This is a genomic window from Mucilaginibacter sp. 3215, assembly GCF_050433785.1.
Classification (GTDB): Bacteria; Bacteroidota; Bacteroidia; order Sphingobacteriales; family Sphingobacteriaceae; genus Mucilaginibacter.
This window is the reverse complement of the sequence record NZ_JBNPWO010000004.1, coordinates 102,864-120,860: the sequence shown is the minus strand read 5'-3', so window position 1 is coordinate 120,860 and position 17,997 is coordinate 102,864. Positions and strand designations below refer to the sequence as shown.

General features: G+C 43.4%; 14 protein-coding genes. 4 read left to right on the top strand and 10 right to left on the bottom strand.

The window, feature by feature from the left end; translation table 11 throughout:
- The first annotated feature begins 5 nt into the window (after positions 1 to 5).
- Both ABIC84_RS09105 and ABIC84_RS09100 read left to right on the top strand, forming a co-directional pair.
- Entirely contained in the window at positions 6 to 914 is a 909-nt protein-coding gene (locus ABIC84_RS09105) for a TIGR01777 family oxidoreductase (RefSeq protein WP_429263406.1), read from the top strand.
- The gene (locus ABIC84_RS09100) at positions 904 to 2,217 is read left to right on the top strand and encodes a cryptochrome/photolyase family protein (protein ID WP_429263405.1); all 1,314 of its coding nucleotides are present in this window, start codon (positions 904 to 906) and stop codon (positions 2,215 to 2,217) included. The genes ABIC84_RS09105 and ABIC84_RS09100 overlap by 11 nt, the downstream gene beginning before the upstream one ends.
- A 5-nt stretch (positions 2,218 to 2,222) precedes the next feature.
- Here ABIC84_RS09100 and ABIC84_RS09095 read toward each other — a convergent pair whose 3' ends face one another.
- The 4 genes from ABIC84_RS09095 to ggt form a co-directional block, all read right to left on the bottom strand.
- Positions 2,223 to 3,149 carry an FKBP-type peptidyl-prolyl cis-trans isomerase gene (locus ABIC84_RS09095; RefSeq protein ID WP_429263404.1) on the bottom strand — a complete coding sequence of 309 codons (927 nt, stop codon included), beginning with the start codon at positions 3,147 to 3,149 and terminating at the stop codon, positions 2,223 to 2,225.
- A 74-nt stretch (positions 3,150 to 3,223) separates the two neighbouring features.
- Positions 3,224 to 3,724: an FKBP-type peptidyl-prolyl cis-trans isomerase gene (locus ABIC84_RS09090; RefSeq protein ID WP_176625283.1), complete on the bottom strand. Its 501-nt coding sequence runs from the start codon at positions 3,722 to 3,724 to the stop codon at positions 3,224 to 3,226.
- Between the two features lie 295 nt (positions 3,725 to 4,019).
- On the bottom strand, positions 4,020 to 4,463 hold the full coding sequence (locus ABIC84_RS09085; protein ID WP_429263403.1) for a MarR family winged helix-turn-helix transcriptional regulator: 444 nt from the start codon (positions 4,461 to 4,463) through the stop codon (positions 4,020 to 4,022).
- Positions 4,464 to 4,667: 204 nt separating this feature from the next.
- Positions 4,668 to 6,389, bottom strand: coding sequence for a gamma-glutamyltransferase (gene ggt / locus ABIC84_RS09080; protein ID WP_429263402.1), 1,722 nt, complete (start codon positions 6,387 to 6,389; stop codon positions 4,668 to 4,670).
- A 243-nt stretch (positions 6,390 to 6,632) separates the two neighbouring features.
- On the opposite strand from ggt, the gene ABIC84_RS09075 reads away from it, so the two are divergent.
- Positions 6,633 to 7,127 carry a hypothetical protein gene (locus ABIC84_RS09075; protein WP_429263401.1) on the top strand — a complete coding sequence of 165 codons (495 nt, stop codon included), beginning with the start codon at positions 6,633 to 6,635 and terminating at the stop codon, positions 7,125 to 7,127.
- Between the two features lie 27 nt (positions 7,128 to 7,154).
- Here ABIC84_RS09075 and ABIC84_RS09070 read toward each other — a convergent pair whose 3' ends face one another.
- Both ABIC84_RS09070 and ABIC84_RS09065 read right to left on the bottom strand, forming a co-directional pair.
- Complete coding sequence (locus ABIC84_RS09070; RefSeq protein WP_429263400.1) at positions 7,155 to 10,895, bottom strand: S8 family serine peptidase; 3,741 nt, start codon at positions 10,893 to 10,895, stop codon at positions 7,155 to 7,157.
- A 109-nt stretch (positions 10,896 to 11,004) separates the two neighbouring features.
- The gene (locus ABIC84_RS09065) at positions 11,005 to 12,654 is read right to left on the bottom strand and encodes an NAD+ synthase (RefSeq protein ID WP_429263399.1); all 1,650 of its coding nucleotides are present in this window, start codon (positions 12,652 to 12,654) and stop codon (positions 11,005 to 11,007) included.
- Between the two features lie 144 nt (positions 12,655 to 12,798).
- Between ABIC84_RS09065 and gldB the strand changes: the two genes are divergently transcribed.
- Positions 12,799 to 13,836, top strand: a complete 1,038-nt coding sequence (gene gldB / locus ABIC84_RS09060) for a gliding motility lipoprotein GldB (RefSeq protein ID WP_429263398.1) — start codon at positions 12,799 to 12,801, stop codon at positions 13,834 to 13,836.
- Between the two features lie 64 nt (positions 13,837 to 13,900).
- Here the strand turns inward: gldB and ABIC84_RS09055 are convergent, their stop codons facing one another.
- The 4 genes from ABIC84_RS09055 to atpA all read right to left on the bottom strand — a co-directional run bounded on the left by ABIC84_RS09055 (position 13,901) and on the right by atpA (position 17,962).
- Positions 13,901 to 14,098 (bottom strand): hypothetical protein, encoded by a 198-nt coding sequence (locus ABIC84_RS09055; protein ID WP_426584302.1) that lies wholly within the window; start codon positions 14,096 to 14,098, stop codon positions 13,901 to 13,903.
- Positions 14,099 to 14,159: 61 nt separating this feature from the next.
- Positions 14,160 to 15,053 (bottom strand): DUF4349 domain-containing protein, encoded by an 894-nt coding sequence (locus ABIC84_RS09050; RefSeq protein WP_429263397.1) that lies wholly within the window; start codon positions 15,051 to 15,053, stop codon positions 14,160 to 14,162.
- Positions 15,054 to 15,353: 300 nt separating this feature from the next.
- Entirely contained in the window at positions 15,354 to 16,241 is an 888-nt protein-coding gene (gene atpG, locus ABIC84_RS09045; protein ID WP_090530320.1) for an ATP synthase F1 subunit gamma, read from the bottom strand.
- Positions 16,242 to 16,387: 146 nt separating this feature from the next.
- Positions 16,388 to 17,962 (bottom strand): F0F1 ATP synthase subunit alpha, encoded by a 1,575-nt coding sequence (gene atpA / locus ABIC84_RS09040; RefSeq protein ID WP_090530323.1) that lies wholly within the window; start codon positions 17,960 to 17,962, stop codon positions 16,388 to 16,390.
- Positions 17,963 to 17,997: the final 35 nt, after the last annotated feature.

Genomic DNA, 17,997 nt, shown 5'->3' with positions numbered 1-17,997 from the left:
AAATTATGAGCAAAAGTATCTTACTAACCGGCGGATCGGGCCTATTGGGTGGACACCTTACCAAAGCTTTATTGGCTAAAGGTTATACCGTAAGTCATTTAAGCCGCAAGGCAGGTAATAATGATAAGGTAAAAACCTTTATATGGGATATTAATAAAGGGACTATCGATGAGCATTGCATTGATGGGGTTGACACCATCGTGCACCTTGCCGGCTCAGGTATTGCCGAAAAACGATGGACCGATGCCCGCAAAAAAGACCTTATAGATAGCCGTGTAAAATCAATTGGAATGATATACGATGTCCTGAGACATCAACAACACCAGGTTACTTCAGTAATCTCGGCATCGGGAGTTGGATACTATAGCGACCGGGGTAATGAGTTGATGTATGAAACCAATGCACCTACCGGCGATTTTATATCGCGATGTTGCGTTTTATGGGAAGCAGCTGTTGATGAGGGCGAAAAGCTTGGCATGCAGGTTTTGAAATTTCGTACCGGCGTTGTGCTGGATAAGGATGGCGGCGCTTTGCCAACACTCACGCAACCAATCAAATTATTTGTTGGCTCACCCATCGGGAGCGGTAAACAATGGGTGCCCTGGATCCATTGGCAGGATGTTGTGGATATGTACCTTTTAGGGATCGAAAATAAGAACCTTAGCGGCGTTTACAATATGGTTGCACCAAATCCTGTCACCAATAAGCAATTAACCCAGGCCGTTGCCAAACAATTACATAAACCACTGTGGGCGCCAAATGTGCCGGGCTTTGTGCTCAAACTTTTATTGGGCGAGATGAGCAGTATAGTACTGGGCAGTACCAAAGTATCGGCACAAAAAATTGAAGACGCCGGTTTCAATTTTAAATTTGCTGATATAGATACAGCATTGAGTGAAATTTATGGATCATAAAACACCGGTTAGCATATTCTGGTTCCGCCGCGATTTACGGCTTGATGATAATGCAGGCCTTTACCATGCCCTTAAAAGCGGCAATCCTGTTTTGCCCGTATTTATTTTTGATAAAGAAATTCTTGACAAGCTTGAAGATAAGGACGATGCCCGCGTTACGTTTATTTATCAAACTATTGAAAGCTTAAGTACAGTATTGCATAAGCATGGCAGCACTATGTTGATACTTTATGATAAAGCAATACACGCCTGGGATAAGCTCATCAAAGACCATAACATTACCGCAGTTTACACCAATCAAGACTATGAACCCTACGCCACTAAACGCGATGATAGGGTACGCGCAAAACTTGAAGAGCATGGCATCCCCTTTAAAACCTATAAAGACCAGGTAATTTTTGAAAAGGATGAAGTGCTGAAGGACGACGGCAAACCCTATACTGTTTACACCCCTTATCAGCGCAAATGGTATAGCACATTGAAGCCGTTCTATTTAAAAGCCTACCCAACAAAAAAGTATCTTAAAAACCTATATAAAACAGAAGCATTACCCATTCCCGCCCTAAGAGAGCTGGGCTTTGAAAAAAGCGACGTCCCCCTGCCGAATAAAAATTACGAAAGCGTAATTAAAGACTATAAAGATAAACGCGATTTCCCAGCCGTTAAAGGCACCTCACATATTGGCATGCATTTACGCTTTGGTACCGTAAGCATCCGTGAACTGGCAGGTACGGCCTACAGTCATGATGATAAAACCTGGCTTAATGAGCTCATTTGGCGCGAATTTTATATGATGATATTACATCATTTCCCTCATACTATGGACCATGCTTTCAGGCCGGAATATGACCGCATCCATTGGATAAACGATGAAAAACAGTTTGATGCCTGGTGCAAAGGCGAAACCGGTTTCCCAATCATTGATGCAGGGATGCGCGAACTGAATACAACCGGCTTTATGCACAATCGCGTGCGCATGATAGTGGCCAGCTTTTTAAGCAAAGACCTGCTGATTGACTGGCGATGGGGCGAGCGGTATTTTGCCCGCAAATTGTTGGATTATGAAATGGCAAGCAATGTAGGCGGCTGGCAATGGGCTGCAGGTTCAGGTACCGATGCGGCACCGTACTTCAGGATCTTTAACCCCGATGCCCAAACCAAAAAATTCGACCCGGAGCTTCAATATATAAAAAAATGGGTTCCGGAATATGCCGACTTCAGCAAATATCCAAAACCCATTGTTGATCACAGCAAAGCCCGTGACCGTTGTTTAGCAGCGTTTAAAAAGGCGCTGGCTAAATAATTACATCAATTAGTAACCGTGGCTACTGTAAAGTCAAAATACAACACCACATTTGCAGCTATTGATGAACCACTGCCAGTGTTGCCGTAACCAAATCTCGAAGGTATTATAATAGATACTGCAGACCCAGCTTTTTGCCCGGTTAAACCCTCCTGGGCACCTTTAACCAAACCGCTAACTGTAAAAGATGAAGAGGTTGTCCCTTGCAGGGAGGTACTGTCAAACACTGTATCATTTAAATATTTGCCCGAATAGGTGCAAGTTATGTATGAATCGAGGTCTATTAAATCAGAACCGGTACCAGGTGTAGCTACTTTTATATATACTCCGTCAGCCGTTTTGGTAAACCCGGTAAGCCCTTTAGTTTTGATATAATTTTTAATAACAGCGTCATCATACAGCTCCTGGTTTGAAACCACATTAATATAATAATCCAAACTTTGGTTACCGCCGATATGAGTATTTGCATTACTTGAGCTGCCCGATCCGTAACCGTTAACGCCATAAGCCAAATGCGATGGGATGATCACCCTTGCCGCCGTACCTTTATATTTTATGAGGTTGTGGATAGCTGTCTGTAAACCTTTGGGCAGTGAGTTGCTAACATGTCCCAGGTAACCGTAAAAATGGTTTGTATTAAGCGAGTCAACAGATACAAACTTACCATCGAGCGTGCGGACGGTAAATACAAATGAGATCTGATCTGAGTAATCCATCGGTGTACCGCGGCCTTGTGAAAGGATCTTGTAGTAAATACCGGTTGTATCACCGTCGGTGGTATCACGTAACATGCCTGTGATGCTGTTTGCCGCTATATAATTCTTGATCTGGGTTTCGTCATATTGCTTAATGTCCGGATCGTTCCTGTCTTTCCGGCATGATATAAGGCCTATAGAGATAAGTACTAAGAGCGTAAAAATAGTTTGTTTCATTTATTATAATTTGTCTTTTTTAACCGCCTAAAGCTTTTGCTCGCCGGCCTATATTGTCCTTTTATCTGGCTTTATTAATTGGTTACATTATACAGCTGAATTTGAAAATCAAGCACTGAATTAGCCGGCAAATGTATCGAATCCTGTGCATATGGCCCATAGGCATAACGCGATGGGATCAACAACCGAACCTTACCTCCCGGTTTGATCTGCGGGATGCCTAATTGCCAGCCTTTTATTACACTCCCCAATACATAGGTGGGATGAAACTTATCCGTTTGGGCAAATACAACGCCCGATGTTAGTATTTTGCCGGTATAACCAACTGTAACTTGTGTCGAACTGGTATAAAGCACATTACCTGTTCCCCCTTCTCCATCGTTTACTATGTAATAAACACCTGTTGTATCCACCCGCTTCGCATTTAACGATGTATTGGCAGCCAGGTAGTCGCTTATGATCTTATCGTCAATTTCCTTTTGCTTGTTGTATTGAACTAAGGGACTGACGGATGATTTTACGCAACCACCTGCAATAACGCCTAAAAGCAATAAAACTATCAGTATCCTGTTCATCAATTCAAAAGGCAAATTTATTCTTTTAAAAGAGAAAAACGGCAGCTTAACACTTTTTAACAATTAATAAAAAGCAGGCACCGTTTAAAATACCCCATAAAGGATATTTCGAAGGTAAAACGTTCAATTTTAAGTAAAAGTGTATTAATGTCATTTTGCTGCACAGTCATTTATTTAATGTGATTAAGTCATTGTTGTTCCCCCATAACATACGGCAAATGACTTAATGACTACACAGTGCAATGACACGGAGTAAATGACAGCGCAGCGCAATGACGCGAAGCAAAATGACTAATCAGGGTTTATAGTTAACCGTAAGCTTGTTCAGCTTTTTAAGCGTTTCGATGAGGTGTTGTTTATCGGCTTCGCTGATGTTAGCATCAAGGTAATTATTGAACTGGCGCACTATTACACGGGCCTGGTGTCGTTTTTCTTTACCTAACACAGTAAGGTAAATTTTAACCGAACGCTTATCGCCTTCGTTGCTTTCTCGATATATCAGCCCGGTGGTTTCCAGTTGACTAAGCATGCGCGACAAGCTGGTTGATTTAAGCCCCAGCAAGGCAGCAGCCTGCGATACGGTAGTACCTTCCTTTTCGTCGATATTAATGAGCAGGTAACCTATTGATTGTGTAAAGCCAAACTCCGTCACCAACTGGTTGTAACGGTTAGCCATGGTTTGCCATACTATCTTTATAAAATAGTCAATAGTTTCCTGGTGTTTTACATTATTATGCATGCATACCAAACGTAAGAAATGCTTATTGATTACGCAAATTTAGTTGCAGTAGCAGCGATAGTTGCAGCGTCACTAATAGTTGCGGTGACGGTAATAGTTGAGACTTCTTACTATAGGCTTCGATTATGCTTTTGGATATTTATCCTTCAACTAAAAATTGCTGCTACTGCCTATTATACCAGCCACTAAAAACTGCTATTGCTACTAAAAACCCATCTTAGTATCATCCCCTCTCGGGTCGGCCCCGCCTTCGTAATAGCCCCATTTAGTTTTGAGGATAGCATCAACACGGCCAATGGATTGGGTGGTTACAATCTTATATCCTTTGCTTTGTAGCTTACCAACTGTAGTACTGTCAACACCGTCCTTTTCAATAGTTACTTCGTCGGGCAGCCACTGGCTGTGGAAACGTTTTGATGCAACAGCCTGCTGCATGTTCTGATTAAATTCAATTACATTGAGTATGGTTTGGAAAACAGAAGTAATAATAGTTGAACCGCCGGGGGTTCCTACTATCATAAACAGTTTACCGTCCTTTTCAATAATGGTGGGTGTCATGGATGATAACATCCGCTTGCCAGGCTGGATGCTGTTAGCCTTGCCACCAACCAGCCCATACATGTTTGGCACACCAGGCTTGGAGCTAAAATCGTCCATTTCATTATTCAGCAAAAAGCCCGCACCGCTTACAAAGATCTTTGAGCCAAAGCTATCATTCAACGTAGTAGTAACGGATACCGCGTTGCCTTCCCTGTCCACAATGGAATAATGCGTGGTCTGGTCGCTTTCATAACCAACAAATGAGCCTGGTTGGATACTGGCACTTGGCGTAGCAGCGTCCCAGTTAAAGCTTTTCATGCGCGATGTAATATAAGCCGGCTGGAGCAGGCTATCAACCGGCACTTTATAAAAATCCGGGTCGCCCAGGTATTTAGAACGATCCGCGTATACCCGGCGCTCGGCCTCCACGATAAGCCTGATGGTAGAATCCTGATTGTAGCCCCATCTTTTCAGCGGGTAAGGCTCAACCGACTTCAGCAATTGCAATAAAGCAATCCCCCCACTTGAAGGCGGCGGCATGGTAATAATCTTGTAATCCTTGTATTTACCAACAAGTGCATCACGCCAAACAGCATGATAGTTTTTGAGATCATCTTTCGTGATTAGGCCATTACCCAATTTCATTTCATCAACAATCAAATCCGCAACAGGCCCGTCATAAAAACCGTCACGGCCTTTATCCCGGATCTGTTCAAATGTTTTGGCCAGATCTTCCTGTATCAATAAATCACCTTCCTTCCATTCCCCTTCCTTTACCAAATAATTTTTACCTGGATTTAGTTTTTTAAATTGTTCGGCGGTACGGTTAAGGTCGCTGGCCAAATGTTTGGTTATTTTAAAACCGTTGCGGGCAAGTTTAATGGCGGGTTCAATCAAATCGGCCCATTTCAGTTTGCCGTATTTACGATGAGCCTCAATCATTCCATCAACTGATCCCGGCACGCCCGATGCTTTGTGGGTGTACAAACTCATATTGGGGATTACATTACCGGCCGAATCAAGATATATATTAACATTAGCTGCACCCGGGCCTTTTTCCCTAAAATCGAGGGTGCTTGTTTTACCGTTACCGGCACGGTAAACCATGAAACCGCCGCCGCCGATATTCCCGGCTTCGGGCAAAGTGACTGCCAAAGCAAATTGCACCGCTACGGCGGCATCAACTGCATTACCTCCTTTTTTCAATATATCAAGCCCCACTTGTGCGGCATCGGGATATGCGCAAACTACCATTCCATTGCGGTACTGACCGCTGTTATTGAGCCCGAGCTGCCCCGGTGCACATCCCGACAAAACAAAAAATATTACGGATAAAAACAGGACATGGCATTTCGGATTATTTATTTCAAGACGGTTTATAGTCATTACAGCAATTAATTTTCACTAAAATAACTTATTTGGATGCTTAATTTAACAATCCAAAACCATTCTTTTCTGTTGAAAACCAATCCAATACCAATCAAAGCACAATGTTTTTTTAACTCAGATAGCATAAAAACGCAGTTCCGGCGTTTATTTGCATGAAATAAAAAAGCTTAAAATTGAACTAAACAAGCTGGTCACTTTTTTGTTACAGCTACATTATTGTCAATCATTAAATTCATCTGCATGAAAAAACTAACGTACCTTTTATTACTCTCCGTATCCTTTTTATTGATCAGCAAAAACTCACAGGCCCAAGACTATAAAACAGCAGTAGGTTTAAAATTTGGCGCATACGAAGTTGGCCCCTCTGTTAAATATTTTATGGATAAAGGCACCGCGCTTGAAGGCATCCTGGGCATCCGCGATCATGGCGTGGTATTAACCGGCCTGTATGAATTAAACCAGCAAGCTTTTAATGTTGATAAACTGAGCTTTTTTTATGGCTTTGGTGGTCACCTTGGTTCGGTAGGCAATGGTTATTACAAACGTTTTGGCGGCGACGACGAATACTACAACGGCAAACACATCCTGATAGGTGCCGATGCTGTTATCGGTTTGGAATATGTTATCCCTTCGGCGCCAATTGCGATCAGCCTTGACCTTAATCCGCGACTTGAACTGGCAAGAGGGCCATTTTTTGATATCGCACCCGGACTGGGAATAAAATATACCTTCTAAAAAATAAAAAGAGCTATCATCACCTGCCTAACGGGTGATGATAACTTTTTGCGAATAGACCTTCTGTCCAAGCAATACCCTCAGCACATATACTCCCGGCGTTTGCCTGCTTACATTCAAAATAGTGCTGTAATTACCCTGATCAATATTTTGCTGCCCGCCCTGGTAAACGGCTTCACCTAAAGCGTTAATGAGGGATAATTTCATGGTGGTGGCTTCTTTGGCCGCAAATACTACGTTTAAGTCGGTACTTACCGGTACCGGGAACACGCTCAACCCAATTTCATTTTTATTTCCGGTCCTGCCTTCGCGTGCGTAAACATAATTATCTGATTGCGCTACACAGCCATTGGCCAGTGTAACCTGCACCTGGTATTTTCCACTTTGTACAGGGTTATAAGTTGCGGCGGTAGCTCCGCTTATTACATTGCCATTTAACAACCACTGGTTACCATCGGTAAAGTTTGAGTTAAGGGTGTTATTGGTTTGGGTGATAAGCGGCTTGCTCAACGTTACCGCTTTACGCGCGGCCGATGCACAGCCCAGGCTTTGCACCTTCATATCGTAAAAATAATAGTAGTAACCTTTGTAGGCAGTTGTATCGCCATTGGTTGCAGTGGCGCTGTTACCGGTAATGCTAAATATATTACCAATCTTAAACGGATAACCTGTTACCCCTCCGTTGCTACGATATATTGTAGCCTGATCAGCAAAATCAACCGAAATCTGGTAATTGCCGGCGCCTGGTAACGATAGGTTTAAATCATACACCTGTCCCTGATCGTTAGGATCATCGGGCTGTGCGCCTGCCAGAGGGGTGGTACGGGTTGCAACAGCATTTATAGTAACCGACGATACAATTTGCCCGTTAGCGTTGGATACATTAAATGTTATTTTACCCGAATTGCCAATGTAAAGACGCGCGCTTTTAATTAATACCGGCACCTTAGTGCTTACAGTTACATAAGGGGTAAATTGGTTATACCCCCCAGCCGTAAATACACTTTTAGTAGCAGGACCAATTGTCCCGCTAAAATCATTAACGCCTGCATAGTAAGTGTTATTAACCGGCGCCTGGGTTATTAACGCTTCGCTGCCTGCCGCTATCGGCAATTCATCAGTTGCATTCTGATACCATAGTACAGTACCATCACCAGTGCCAAATAACTCGTATTGATTGGTAGTGGAGCAATAATAAGCACTCAGATCGCCAATAGTTGCCGGCGAATTAATGACGATATTGGCCGTAACCGAGTTATTGCTGCTAACCGGATCGCCGGTAAGTTTACTGGTAGCGGTAATAGTGTAGGATGCCCCTGCAACCGCATTAAACTCCTGGCTAAAGGTAAAGTTATCCTCGGCCAATGCGGGCAATGATGCCTTATAGATCTCGCTGTAAGTAGTTGTAACATTATTGGCATTGGTAATGGTAACTGTTACCGGGATATTGTTTATAGCTGCGTTGCCAAAATTTTTAAGCCTCACCGTAACAGGCGTGCTCGCCGAGCACGAACCGCTGCTGCCAGGGCTAACAATGGAAATAATGCCTGCATCGATACTGGTTTGCAGAAATTGCACCCGGTAGTCCTGGGTTTCGCCTTTGGCATAACTACCGCATGCTTTAATGGTTGATGCATCGCCGATCTCTGTAAGCACAACCCGCATCAAACTATAAGCCCCGGCAGTTACTGTTCCCGGCACGGCAATGTTGGTATTATAAGTACCTGTTCCATTAATGATACCGGTTGTTGCTGCAAGTTCATTATCTTCAAACACGCCGTTAGCATTCCAGTCTATAAACACTTTTGCAGCTTTATTAAAATTGTTACCGCAAGTGCCGAGGGTGATGCTCAAAGGGTACGTTTTAGCCTGCTCAAGCTGTACGGTAAGGTTGGTATAGTCCGAGTAGCCTGTGCAACCTGCAGTCGCGGTATTATCAATATTAGCGAGTTTTAAATTATCAATCTTTGAATCGGCATTTGAGAGCGGAGCCGAAGCACAGTAAGCAGTCCCCCCAACCCCGGTAACGATAAGCGAGTATGCCTGCGACCCGGATGATAAGCTTCCTTTATGTGATACTGTAATAGTATAAGCCCTGCCGGGAACCGAATTAGGGATATAAACCTGTTCAATGTTATCTCTGATGTTATCACCGTTTGTCGCAGCAAATCCGGGCTTATTAGGGTCAAGCACCCAGGGGGTAAAAGTTGTTGTGCCGTCGCTCACCCTGATATCAAGGTCATTCACCAATTTAGGAGTTCGGCTGTTGATCACACCCTCAGTAGTTGGCGTACCTTGCGGATCGGTCCAAGATATGGTTGCAGCCAGTAGGCGGTTACCGGATGCTATTACGTTATAAGTTTGTGTTTGTCCTTGCGCAAGTGTTTTTTCACTTACTATGCTTTTACTGCCATTATTAGTTATAGCTTGTGCGGCCTCGGTCATGTTAAGCAATCCCCAGCCATAAATATAATCAGGCCCTACATTACCGGCATCAAAGGCCGTATGGCAAACCAGCCCTTTCAATGTGGCCGACCGCATAAATGTTCCTCCATTTTGTTTAGCATAGTATTCCTGCAGCAAATAAAGCGAGCCCGTAACATTAGGGGCAGCCATTGAGGTGCCTGATAAAGTGGTATATGAGGTAGTGTTATCAACCCCCACCGAAAGTAAGTTAACACCATCGCCTACAATATCGGGTTTGATACGGCCATCATCCGTTGGCCCCCAGCTGCTAAAAGGTGCGATGGCTACATCGCTCCGGTTTTTTGGCCCATACAACAGCGGGTAAACTGCACCTACAGTAAGTATGTTTTTGGCATTGCCGCTGGTGCTGATAATATCATAACTATCATTATTGCTGATCCCGGCAGGGCGGGCGCCTTTGTTCACAAAAGTTTGATCGGTTTTACTTTTGTAACCATAGTAGGTTTCGCCTACCGCGGGGCCGTTACTTGTTCGCTCGTTACCTGCCGATTCAACAATGAGGTAATATGGGGCAGTATAAGCTATCTTATCCCAGTTGGCTGTTTTTGAGTCGTAGAAGCCAAAGTTATAATCTACCGTGTCGCCTGGTAAACCATTCCATTCCCAGCGGCCGGCCGAATCATTATAATCCCAACCCGTTACTACCCCGTATGAGTGATTGGAAAGTAGAAGATTGGCAGCAGCGGCACTCATGGTGGTTTCATCATTATTAAAATCGTATGACTGAAGCGTAGTTGCTCCAAACGACATGCCCTTAGCCGGTGCATAAATACCTTTGGCAATCATGGTACCTGCCACGTGTGATGAATGGTCATTTACTGGTTCGGTTGTTTTTAGTGTGATGGTTTTGCCTGCAAATTCCTGGTGGGCTTTGTAAACCGCGCCGCCATCCCATATGGCCAGTTTATTGGTTAAAAAGTCTGATGAGCCGGATAAATTTAAGCCCAACGAACCGCCTGGCTGCAGAGTATTAGTACCTGTGGTGGCTGCCGCGGTTGTATTGTTATGCGTAATAAGATATATAGGGAACCCTAATTTATTAACTCCCTGTAAAGTAACCAGGTTGCCGTTTTTTGTACGGCGGGATAATGTCCATCCATGCGTGGCCGCTAATGACACTGCCTTGTCGTGAGATGCTTTATAGTTTGTGAGCGATTGCTGTGAAATATCGTTAAGCTGAAGCCTGTTCTTTTCGCTGATCAAAGGCTGTTGGGCCATAGCGTCGCTTACTGCAAACAACAGCAAAAAGCAAAAAGAAATAATTGTGTAAAGTTTGATCATTGGTTTGAAAGATAGGCAATTTTAAGAAAAATCAACCTCAACTAAAACAAAACAACCAACGCTTTACAATATTCGTAAACTTGACAATTAAAGAGTGAAATTTTAGCTGTTACGACAGGTATTTGCCCACAATTGGCATCCTGCGACCCATACCAAACGCTTTGGGTGATACCCTTAAAATAGGTGGTGTTTGATAACGCTTATGCTCGGCCGAATTAGTAAGTTTGATAACCCGGCGAACGGTTGCCTCGTCATATCCCATCCTGATGATCTCGGCCGATGAGCAGCGATTTTCGATATACTCGGCCAGAATCTTGTCAAGCACATCGTATTCGGGCAGCGAATCGGTATCTTTTTGATCTGGCCTTAACTCGGCCGATGGCGGTTTAACGATGGAATTGATCGGTATGATCTCCTTATCGCGATTAATGTATCGGGCAAGCTCAAACACCTGGGTTTTGTAAACATCGCCAATAACAGAGATACCGCCGCACATATCGCCATATAAAGTGCCATAGCCTACAGCGGCCTCGCTCTTGTTACTGGTGTTCAGCAAAATATACCCGAACTTATTGCACATCGCCATTAATAAAACAGCCCTGCTGCGCGATTGGATATTTTCCTCCGCGATATTAAAAGGCAAGCCATCAAACTGCGGATTTAACGCTGTTTCAAACGCTTCTGTAATGTTTTTAATGGGCACTATTTCGTGCTTGCAACCAAGGTTATCAACCAAATCCTGAGCATCTTTCAATGAATGGTCCGTTGAAAAGCGTGAAGGCAGCAACACAGCCATCACATTCTGCGGACCAAGGGCTTCAGCAGCCAATGCACATACCACTGCCGAATCAATACCACCAGACAAACCTAAAATTGCTTGTTTAAAGCCCGATTTATAAAAATAATCACGGATGCCAAGTATAACGGCCTGATAGATCTGCTCAATATCGCCCGGACGCTCGGTTTTAATCGTTGTTGGATGATCAAAGCTGAGCGTGTTATCTTCATTTAATGTATAATAAGCCATGTTTTCCTCAAAATAAGGCATCTCATCAATCAGCTTACCTGTATTATCAAACACCAACGAACCTCCGTCAAATATCAGTTCTGTTTGGGCACCAACATGATTAACGTACAACAAAGGCAACTTATACCGGCTGGCATTATCACTCAATATCTCAATACGCTCCTCATCATGGTTATAAGCAAAAGGTGACGCCGCTATATTGATCATTACATGCGGGGCCTGATGAATGAGCATATCCATTGGGCGGGTAATATAAAGCGGGTTCTCGATAGTATTCCATAAGTCCTCGCAAATAGTAAGCGCTATGCGTTTGCCTTTAAAATCAATACAGTTAAATTCGGTAGAGGGCTCAAAATAACGGTACTCATCAAATACATCGTAATTAGGCAATAGCGCTTTATTTACTACGGCTTTCACCTGACCATTCTCAATAAAATAAGCAGAATTACTCAGGTCTTTACCCTCAGTTTTGTGGTTTGGAGTTGGCAAGCCTATGATGCAAGCTATATCAACACATACTTCAGCTATCTTTTTAGCGGCTTCATCGCACAGGCCTATAAATTCATCAAACTCTAAAAAATCTCGTGAGGGATAGCCGCAAACACATAGTTCGGCAAATACCACCAGGTCGGCGCCGTGATTTTTTGCTTTTATGATATGATCGATGATCTTATTGGTGTTCGATTCAAAATTACCTACGTGATAGTTGAGCTGTGCTAACGCAATTTTCATAGTATATGTATATTTAGTCTTAAGCCGCAAGTCTTTAGTCCAAAGTCAAAAAATGCGACTTTCAACTTAGGGCTACCGACTATTGACTTAACAATAGTAGCAACATTAATGCAAATAAATTTACTTTTGCCTTAAAGGATAAAGATGAACCCTACCCGGTATATAGCAAAGCAAATTTACTTAATTTTTTCCATCGGCCTGATATTAAGCAGCTGTACCCGCAACAAAAAAATTGATGTAAGCAATATCAACGTTAATGTTAAAATTGAACGGTTTGACCATGATTTTGATGCTATGCGCAACAAGCCCATGCCGCAGCAGGCTGCATACCTGCAAAAACAGTATGGCAGCTTTTACCCAGATTTTATTGAACGCATTTTACAGGTTGGGAGTACTAAGGATACCACCTATTTTAAAGCCCTGCATCAGGTGTTTGCGGGCAAAGCCTATAACGACCTGAAACATGATGCCGACGCCGCGTTCCCTGATATGGACAAGCAAAATGCCAGCCTTACCGAAGCCTTTAAATACATTAAATATTATTACCCTCAAAAACCGCTCCCGCGGGTATATGCTTATATTTCCGGTTTCCAGGCACAAACTACCATTGGCGATGGCTATTTCGGCATCGGGATAGATTTGTTTTTAGGTGCGGATTCACGTTTTTATCCTTCGCTGACCAATGCTTTTCCGCATTACCTTTCCAGGTGGTTTACGCCTGATAATATTACCCCGCGGGTAGTTGAAGGCATGGCGCGTGAGGATATGTTCCCGGAAGATGACAATGACAAAGCGCTCCTCAATAAAATGATCTACAACGGCAAGATCATGTATTTTATGGACAAGGTATTGCCTGATATGGCCGATAGCACCAAAATTCGTTACACCACCGAACAATTAAAATGGTGCAATGAGTTTGAAAGCAAAATCTGGGGATACTTTTTAGAACAGAACCTGCTATACGAAACCGATTACCAAAAAATTCAGAAGTATCTTACAGAAGCTCCCTTCACCCCCGGACTTGGCGAAAAGAATGAATCGGCACCGAAACTTGCTGTGTGGACGGGCTGGCAGATAGTAAGGAAATATATGGATAAGCACCCTGATGTGACGCTACCTGAGCTGATGGCCGATAAGGATGCCCAAAAGCTCCTGAACGAATCGGGATATCACCCCAAATAAAAGGCACAAAAAAAGCGTCTTCAAATGAAGGCGCTTTTTTTATATCATTTTCCTTATTGGGAATTTACTTCATGATTGTGAAAACGCATTTCAAAGCAATCAGGATACCAATGATCATGATAACATTCGAGATAGAAGTGTACATGAAGCCTGAATTGGCATCGCCGGCAAAACGCAGGTAAACACCTACTATACCGATAATTATAGCTACAGTTAATAATTTGTAGTGACCTTCTGCGTTAGCATTTTCCATTGATTCCATGGTACCGATTTTTAATGTTTGCGCAAAAATAGAAATGTTTACCGAAAAAGCGACAAAGTTTTTATGATTTTATGCCGCTGGCAAACCATGCAGGGTGTTTACGCCTATAATAGCGGTACAGCACCCATAAAACTGCCGACAGCACTATAAATACCCAAATGTTTGCCAGGCCTAACAGCAATTCAACAAACAAGTGCCAGCCATTGCTCAAAGCTATCATCAGCCTGTTAAAAAATGGCAACTGATAGGCAGAAGGATCGTCATTGGCTATCATTTCCTGATTAATGATATTGCTTTGGTAAAAGCTGAGGGATAATACGCTATATTTAACCGCGTCGTCAGTACGCATATTGCCAATTTGCTGATCAACCATGTCATCCTTCAACAACATCACATTTACCGGATTTTTAATTACAACTTTGCCTTTCTTTTGCTGATCTACCAGGTCCTGCCGGTTTTTGAGTTTTAATTTTTCGGAGAGATAATCGAGTGTACGGTCTTCAATATCCATTCTGCGTAAGGTTACGTACATACCCATATGAGCTACCTCGGTCATGTAACCCTCCAGCTTTTCGGATGGCACCTTAACCGTCATGTCGGCGCTCATACTCAAGGCAGACACGCGCTTAATCGAATCATCGCTTACACGAATGTCCTGTGAACTTTCCACATTCGCCTGCATTTGATGGTGCATTACCATGCCACCGTCGCGGGCGGTAAGCGCCGCTATGGCATCGCCTGTTTGCTGAACACTTTTTACTTTAAAACGCATGTCGGCAGTTTTTACCAGTTTGGTTGTCGGGATATCCACCTTTGATGTGTCGGTCATCTTAGCCACCGTATCCGCGCTCGATGAAGAAGCTTTGTCATCGCGGATGGCTTCATAATTTGAGCCCTTACAAGCGCCCAGCAGCAACACGCCCGCCAGTACCGCCAGGAATAACTTTGTTTTCATAACTGTTTAATTTTCTTTGGTATACATTGATACCGAAGAGTGTCAAGAGGTAACCCAGACCGTTGATTTTTGTTATGATTATGGTGATTTCGCTGATTTTGTCTGAACCAGGGTTTTTTGGATTAAACTGATTTGGGGATTTGCTTTTTTGCAAGTACTGGTTGAGTTTAGCGATAGTGTAACTTTAATCAGCGTCTGGGTAACGGGGTATAAAGACAATCCTCCAATCCCAAAAATCAAGGTTCAAAAAAAAAGGCTCTCCTTCCGGAAAGCCTTTTCTATATAAAAATACTCTTAAACTTAGTTACCGCCTGAAAGGGCTGCCGCGCCGCTCACGATCTCGGTAAGCTCGGTAGTGATAGCTGCCTGACGGGCCTGGTTGTACGAAAGTTTTAATGATTTCAAAAGCTCGCCTGCGTTTTCGGTTGCTTTATCCATCGCTGTCATACGGGCACCATGTTCAGATGCGTTTGAATCCAATACAGCGCGGTAAAGTTGAATCTTGATGTTTTTAGGGATCAGTTGCTCAACAATTTCCTGTTGTGATGGCTCAAGGATATAATCAACATTAGCTGCTTTTACTTCCTCTTTCTTTTCTGCCTTTGGTACTGGTAATAACTGCTCAGTGATCAGATACTGTACAGCCGCATTACGGAAGTGGTTATACACCAACTCCACACGGTCGTAATCGCCGTTAACAAAGCCCTGCATGATAGCTTCGGTAATTTTTGAAGCGTTCTCGAAGTTAAGGTCCGAGTACAGATCGTTGTTGTTACCAATTACGTTGTACTTACGCCTTTGATAAAACTCCTGTGCTTTTTTACCGATAGCAACGATAGATACATTACCGGCGGCAAGTTGCTTAGGATATTTTTCGGCAATAAGGTTATTGGCAGTTTTAATAACGTTAGTATTGAAAGCACCGGCCAAACCACGGTTTGATGATACCACAACTACCAATACACGTACCGGCTCGCGCTCCTGTAAATATGGAGAAGTATTATCCTCCAAACTTGCAGATAAGTTAGCCAACAGGTCCTTCAACTTACTTGCGTAAGGGCGCAGCTGAATAATAGCGTTGGTAGCACGTTTCAACTTAGCAGCCGAAACCATTTTCATAGCCTTGGTGATCTGCTGGGTTGATGATACAGATTTGATCCTGTTTCTTACTTCTTTTAAATTAGCCATTCTTTATTGAGATGTGAGATTTGAGATATGAGATTTGAGATAGCCTCACACCTGCACTTTCAATCTGTTTATCTAATTTATATAAAGATGTCAGATGTGGAAGAGACCAGTCTCATATCTCACATCTAACATCTCAAATCTAAAAATTAATACCTTGCTGACAGTTCTTTAGCTACCGTTTCCAGTACGCCGGTAAGCTGGTCGTCAAATTTACCTGCTTTAAGGGCTGCTAAAACTTCAGGGTGACGAACTTCCAACTGATCGGTAAATTCGGTTTCGAATTCCCTCACTTTATTTACCGGTACGTTACGCATTAAGTTTTTAGTACCTAAGTAAATGATAGCAACCTGTTTCTCTACAGTTACCGGTGAGTATTGACCTTGTTTCAGGATCTCTACGTTACGGATACCTTTATCTAACACGTTTTTGGTTGAAGCGTCAAGGTCGGAACCGAATTTTGAGAAAGCCTCAAGCTCACGGAACTGGGCCTGGTCAAGTTTCAAAGTACCGGCAACTTTTTTCATTGATTTGATCTGCGCGTTACCACCTACACGTGATACAGAGATACCTACGTTGATAGCCGGACGAACACCGGCGTTAAACAAGTTTGACTCAAGGAAGATCTGACCGTCAGTAATCGAAATTACGTTAGTTGGGATGTATGCAGATACGTCACCAGCTTGTGTTTCAATGATTGGAAGAGCTGTTAATGAACCACCACCTTTAACGATGCCTTTGATAGACTCAGGAAGGTCATTCATTTGCTGTGCGATAGAATCATTTGAGTTGATTTTAGCGGCACGCTCTAATAAACGGCTGTGCAGGTAAAATACGTCACCTGGGTAAGCCTCACGGCCCGGTGGACGACGTAACAACAATGAAACCTCACGGTAAGCAACGGCTTGTTTTGACAAGTCATCATAGATGATCAAAGCCGGACGGCCTGTATCACGGAAGTACTCGCCGATAGCAGCACCAGCAAACGGAGCAAAGAACTGCATGGTAGCAGAGTCTGAGGCGTTAGCGGCAACTACGATAGAGTATGGCATAGCGCCGTTCTCTTCAAGCGTACGAACGATGTTAGCAACAGTTGATGCTTTTTGTCCGCAGGCTACATATATACAGATTACAGGTTTACCTGCATCATAAAATTCTTTTTGGTTGATGATGGTATCGATACAAACCGCAGTTTTACCGGTTTGACGGTCACCGATAACCAACTCACGCTGGCCACGGCCGATAGGGATCATCGCGTCGATAGCTTTGATACCAGTTTGTAATGGCTCGGTTACGGGCTGACGATAGATTACACCAGGCGCTTTACGCTCAAGCGGCATCTCGTAAGTTTCGCCGGTGATTGGGCCTTTACCATCAATAGGGGCACCCAAGGTATCAACAACACGGCCAAGCATGCCTTCGCCTACGTTAATTGACGCGATCCTGTTGGTACGTTTAACGGTATCACCTTCCTTGATATCATCAGATTTGCCTAACAATACCACACCTACGTTATCTTCTTCAAGGTTAAGTACGATGCCTTGCAATCCAGTGCCAAATTCAACCAACTCGCCCGACTGTACTTTAGTTAATCCATAAACGCGTGCGATACCGTCACCCACCTGGAGTACAGTACCCACTTCTTCTAATTCAGATTCTGACTTGAAGCCGGCCAACTGCTGACGCAAAATTGCTGATACTTCGTCTGGTCTTACCTCTACCATTGTTTAAAATTTATTTAGAGTTTTACTTTTAATAC

What these genes read in the sequence shown, in the direction of transcription:
- ABIC84_RS09105 (WP_429263406.1), top strand. Translation starts at nt 6, where the DNA reads ATGAGCAAAAGTATCTTACTAACCGGCGGATCGGGCCTATTGGGTGGA.
- ggt (WP_429263402.1), bottom strand. Translation starts at nt 6,389, where the DNA reads ATGACTATAAACCGTCTTGAAATAAATAATCCGAAATGCCATGTCCTG.
- gldB (WP_429263398.1), top strand. Translation starts at nt 12,799, where the DNA reads ATGAACCCTACCCGGTATATAGCAAAGCAAATTTACTTAATTTTTTCC.
- ABIC84_RS09100 (WP_429263405.1), top strand. Translation starts at nt 904, where the DNA reads ATGGATCATAAAACACCGGTTAGCATATTCTGGTTCCGCCGCGATTTA.
- ABIC84_RS09050 (WP_429263397.1), bottom strand. Translation starts at nt 15,053, where the DNA reads ATGAAAACAAAGTTATTCCTGGCGGTACTGGCGGGCGTGTTGCTGCTG.
- atpA (WP_090530323.1), bottom strand. Translation starts at nt 17,962, where the DNA reads ATGGTAGAGGTAAGACCAGACGAAGTATCAGCAATTTTGCGTCAGCAG.
- ABIC84_RS09095 (WP_429263404.1), bottom strand. Translation starts at nt 3,149, where the DNA reads ATGAAACAAACTATTTTTACGCTCTTAGTACTTATCTCTATAGGCCTT.
- ABIC84_RS09090 (WP_176625283.1), bottom strand. Translation starts at nt 3,724, where the DNA reads ATGAACAGGATACTGATAGTTTTATTGCTTTTAGGCGTTATTGCAGGT.
- ABIC84_RS09075 (WP_429263401.1), top strand. Translation starts at nt 6,633, where the DNA reads ATGAAAAAACTAACGTACCTTTTATTACTCTCCGTATCCTTTTTATTG.
- ABIC84_RS09055 (WP_426584302.1), bottom strand. Translation starts at nt 14,098, where the DNA reads ATGGAATCAATGGAAAATGCTAACGCAGAAGGTCACTACAAATTATTA.
- atpG (WP_090530320.1), bottom strand. Translation starts at nt 16,241, where the DNA reads ATGGCTAATTTAAAAGAAGTAAGAAACAGGATCAAATCTGTATCATCA.
- ABIC84_RS09085 (WP_429263403.1), bottom strand. Translation starts at nt 4,463, where the DNA reads ATGCATAATAATGTAAAACACCAGGAAACTATTGACTATTTTATAAAG.
- ABIC84_RS09070 (WP_429263400.1), bottom strand. Translation starts at nt 10,895, where the DNA reads ATGATCAAACTTTACACAATTATTTCTTTTTGCTTTTTGCTGTTGTTT.
- ABIC84_RS09065 (WP_429263399.1), bottom strand. Translation starts at nt 12,654, where the DNA reads ATGAAAATTGCGTTAGCACAGCTCAACTATCACGTAGGTAATTTTGAA.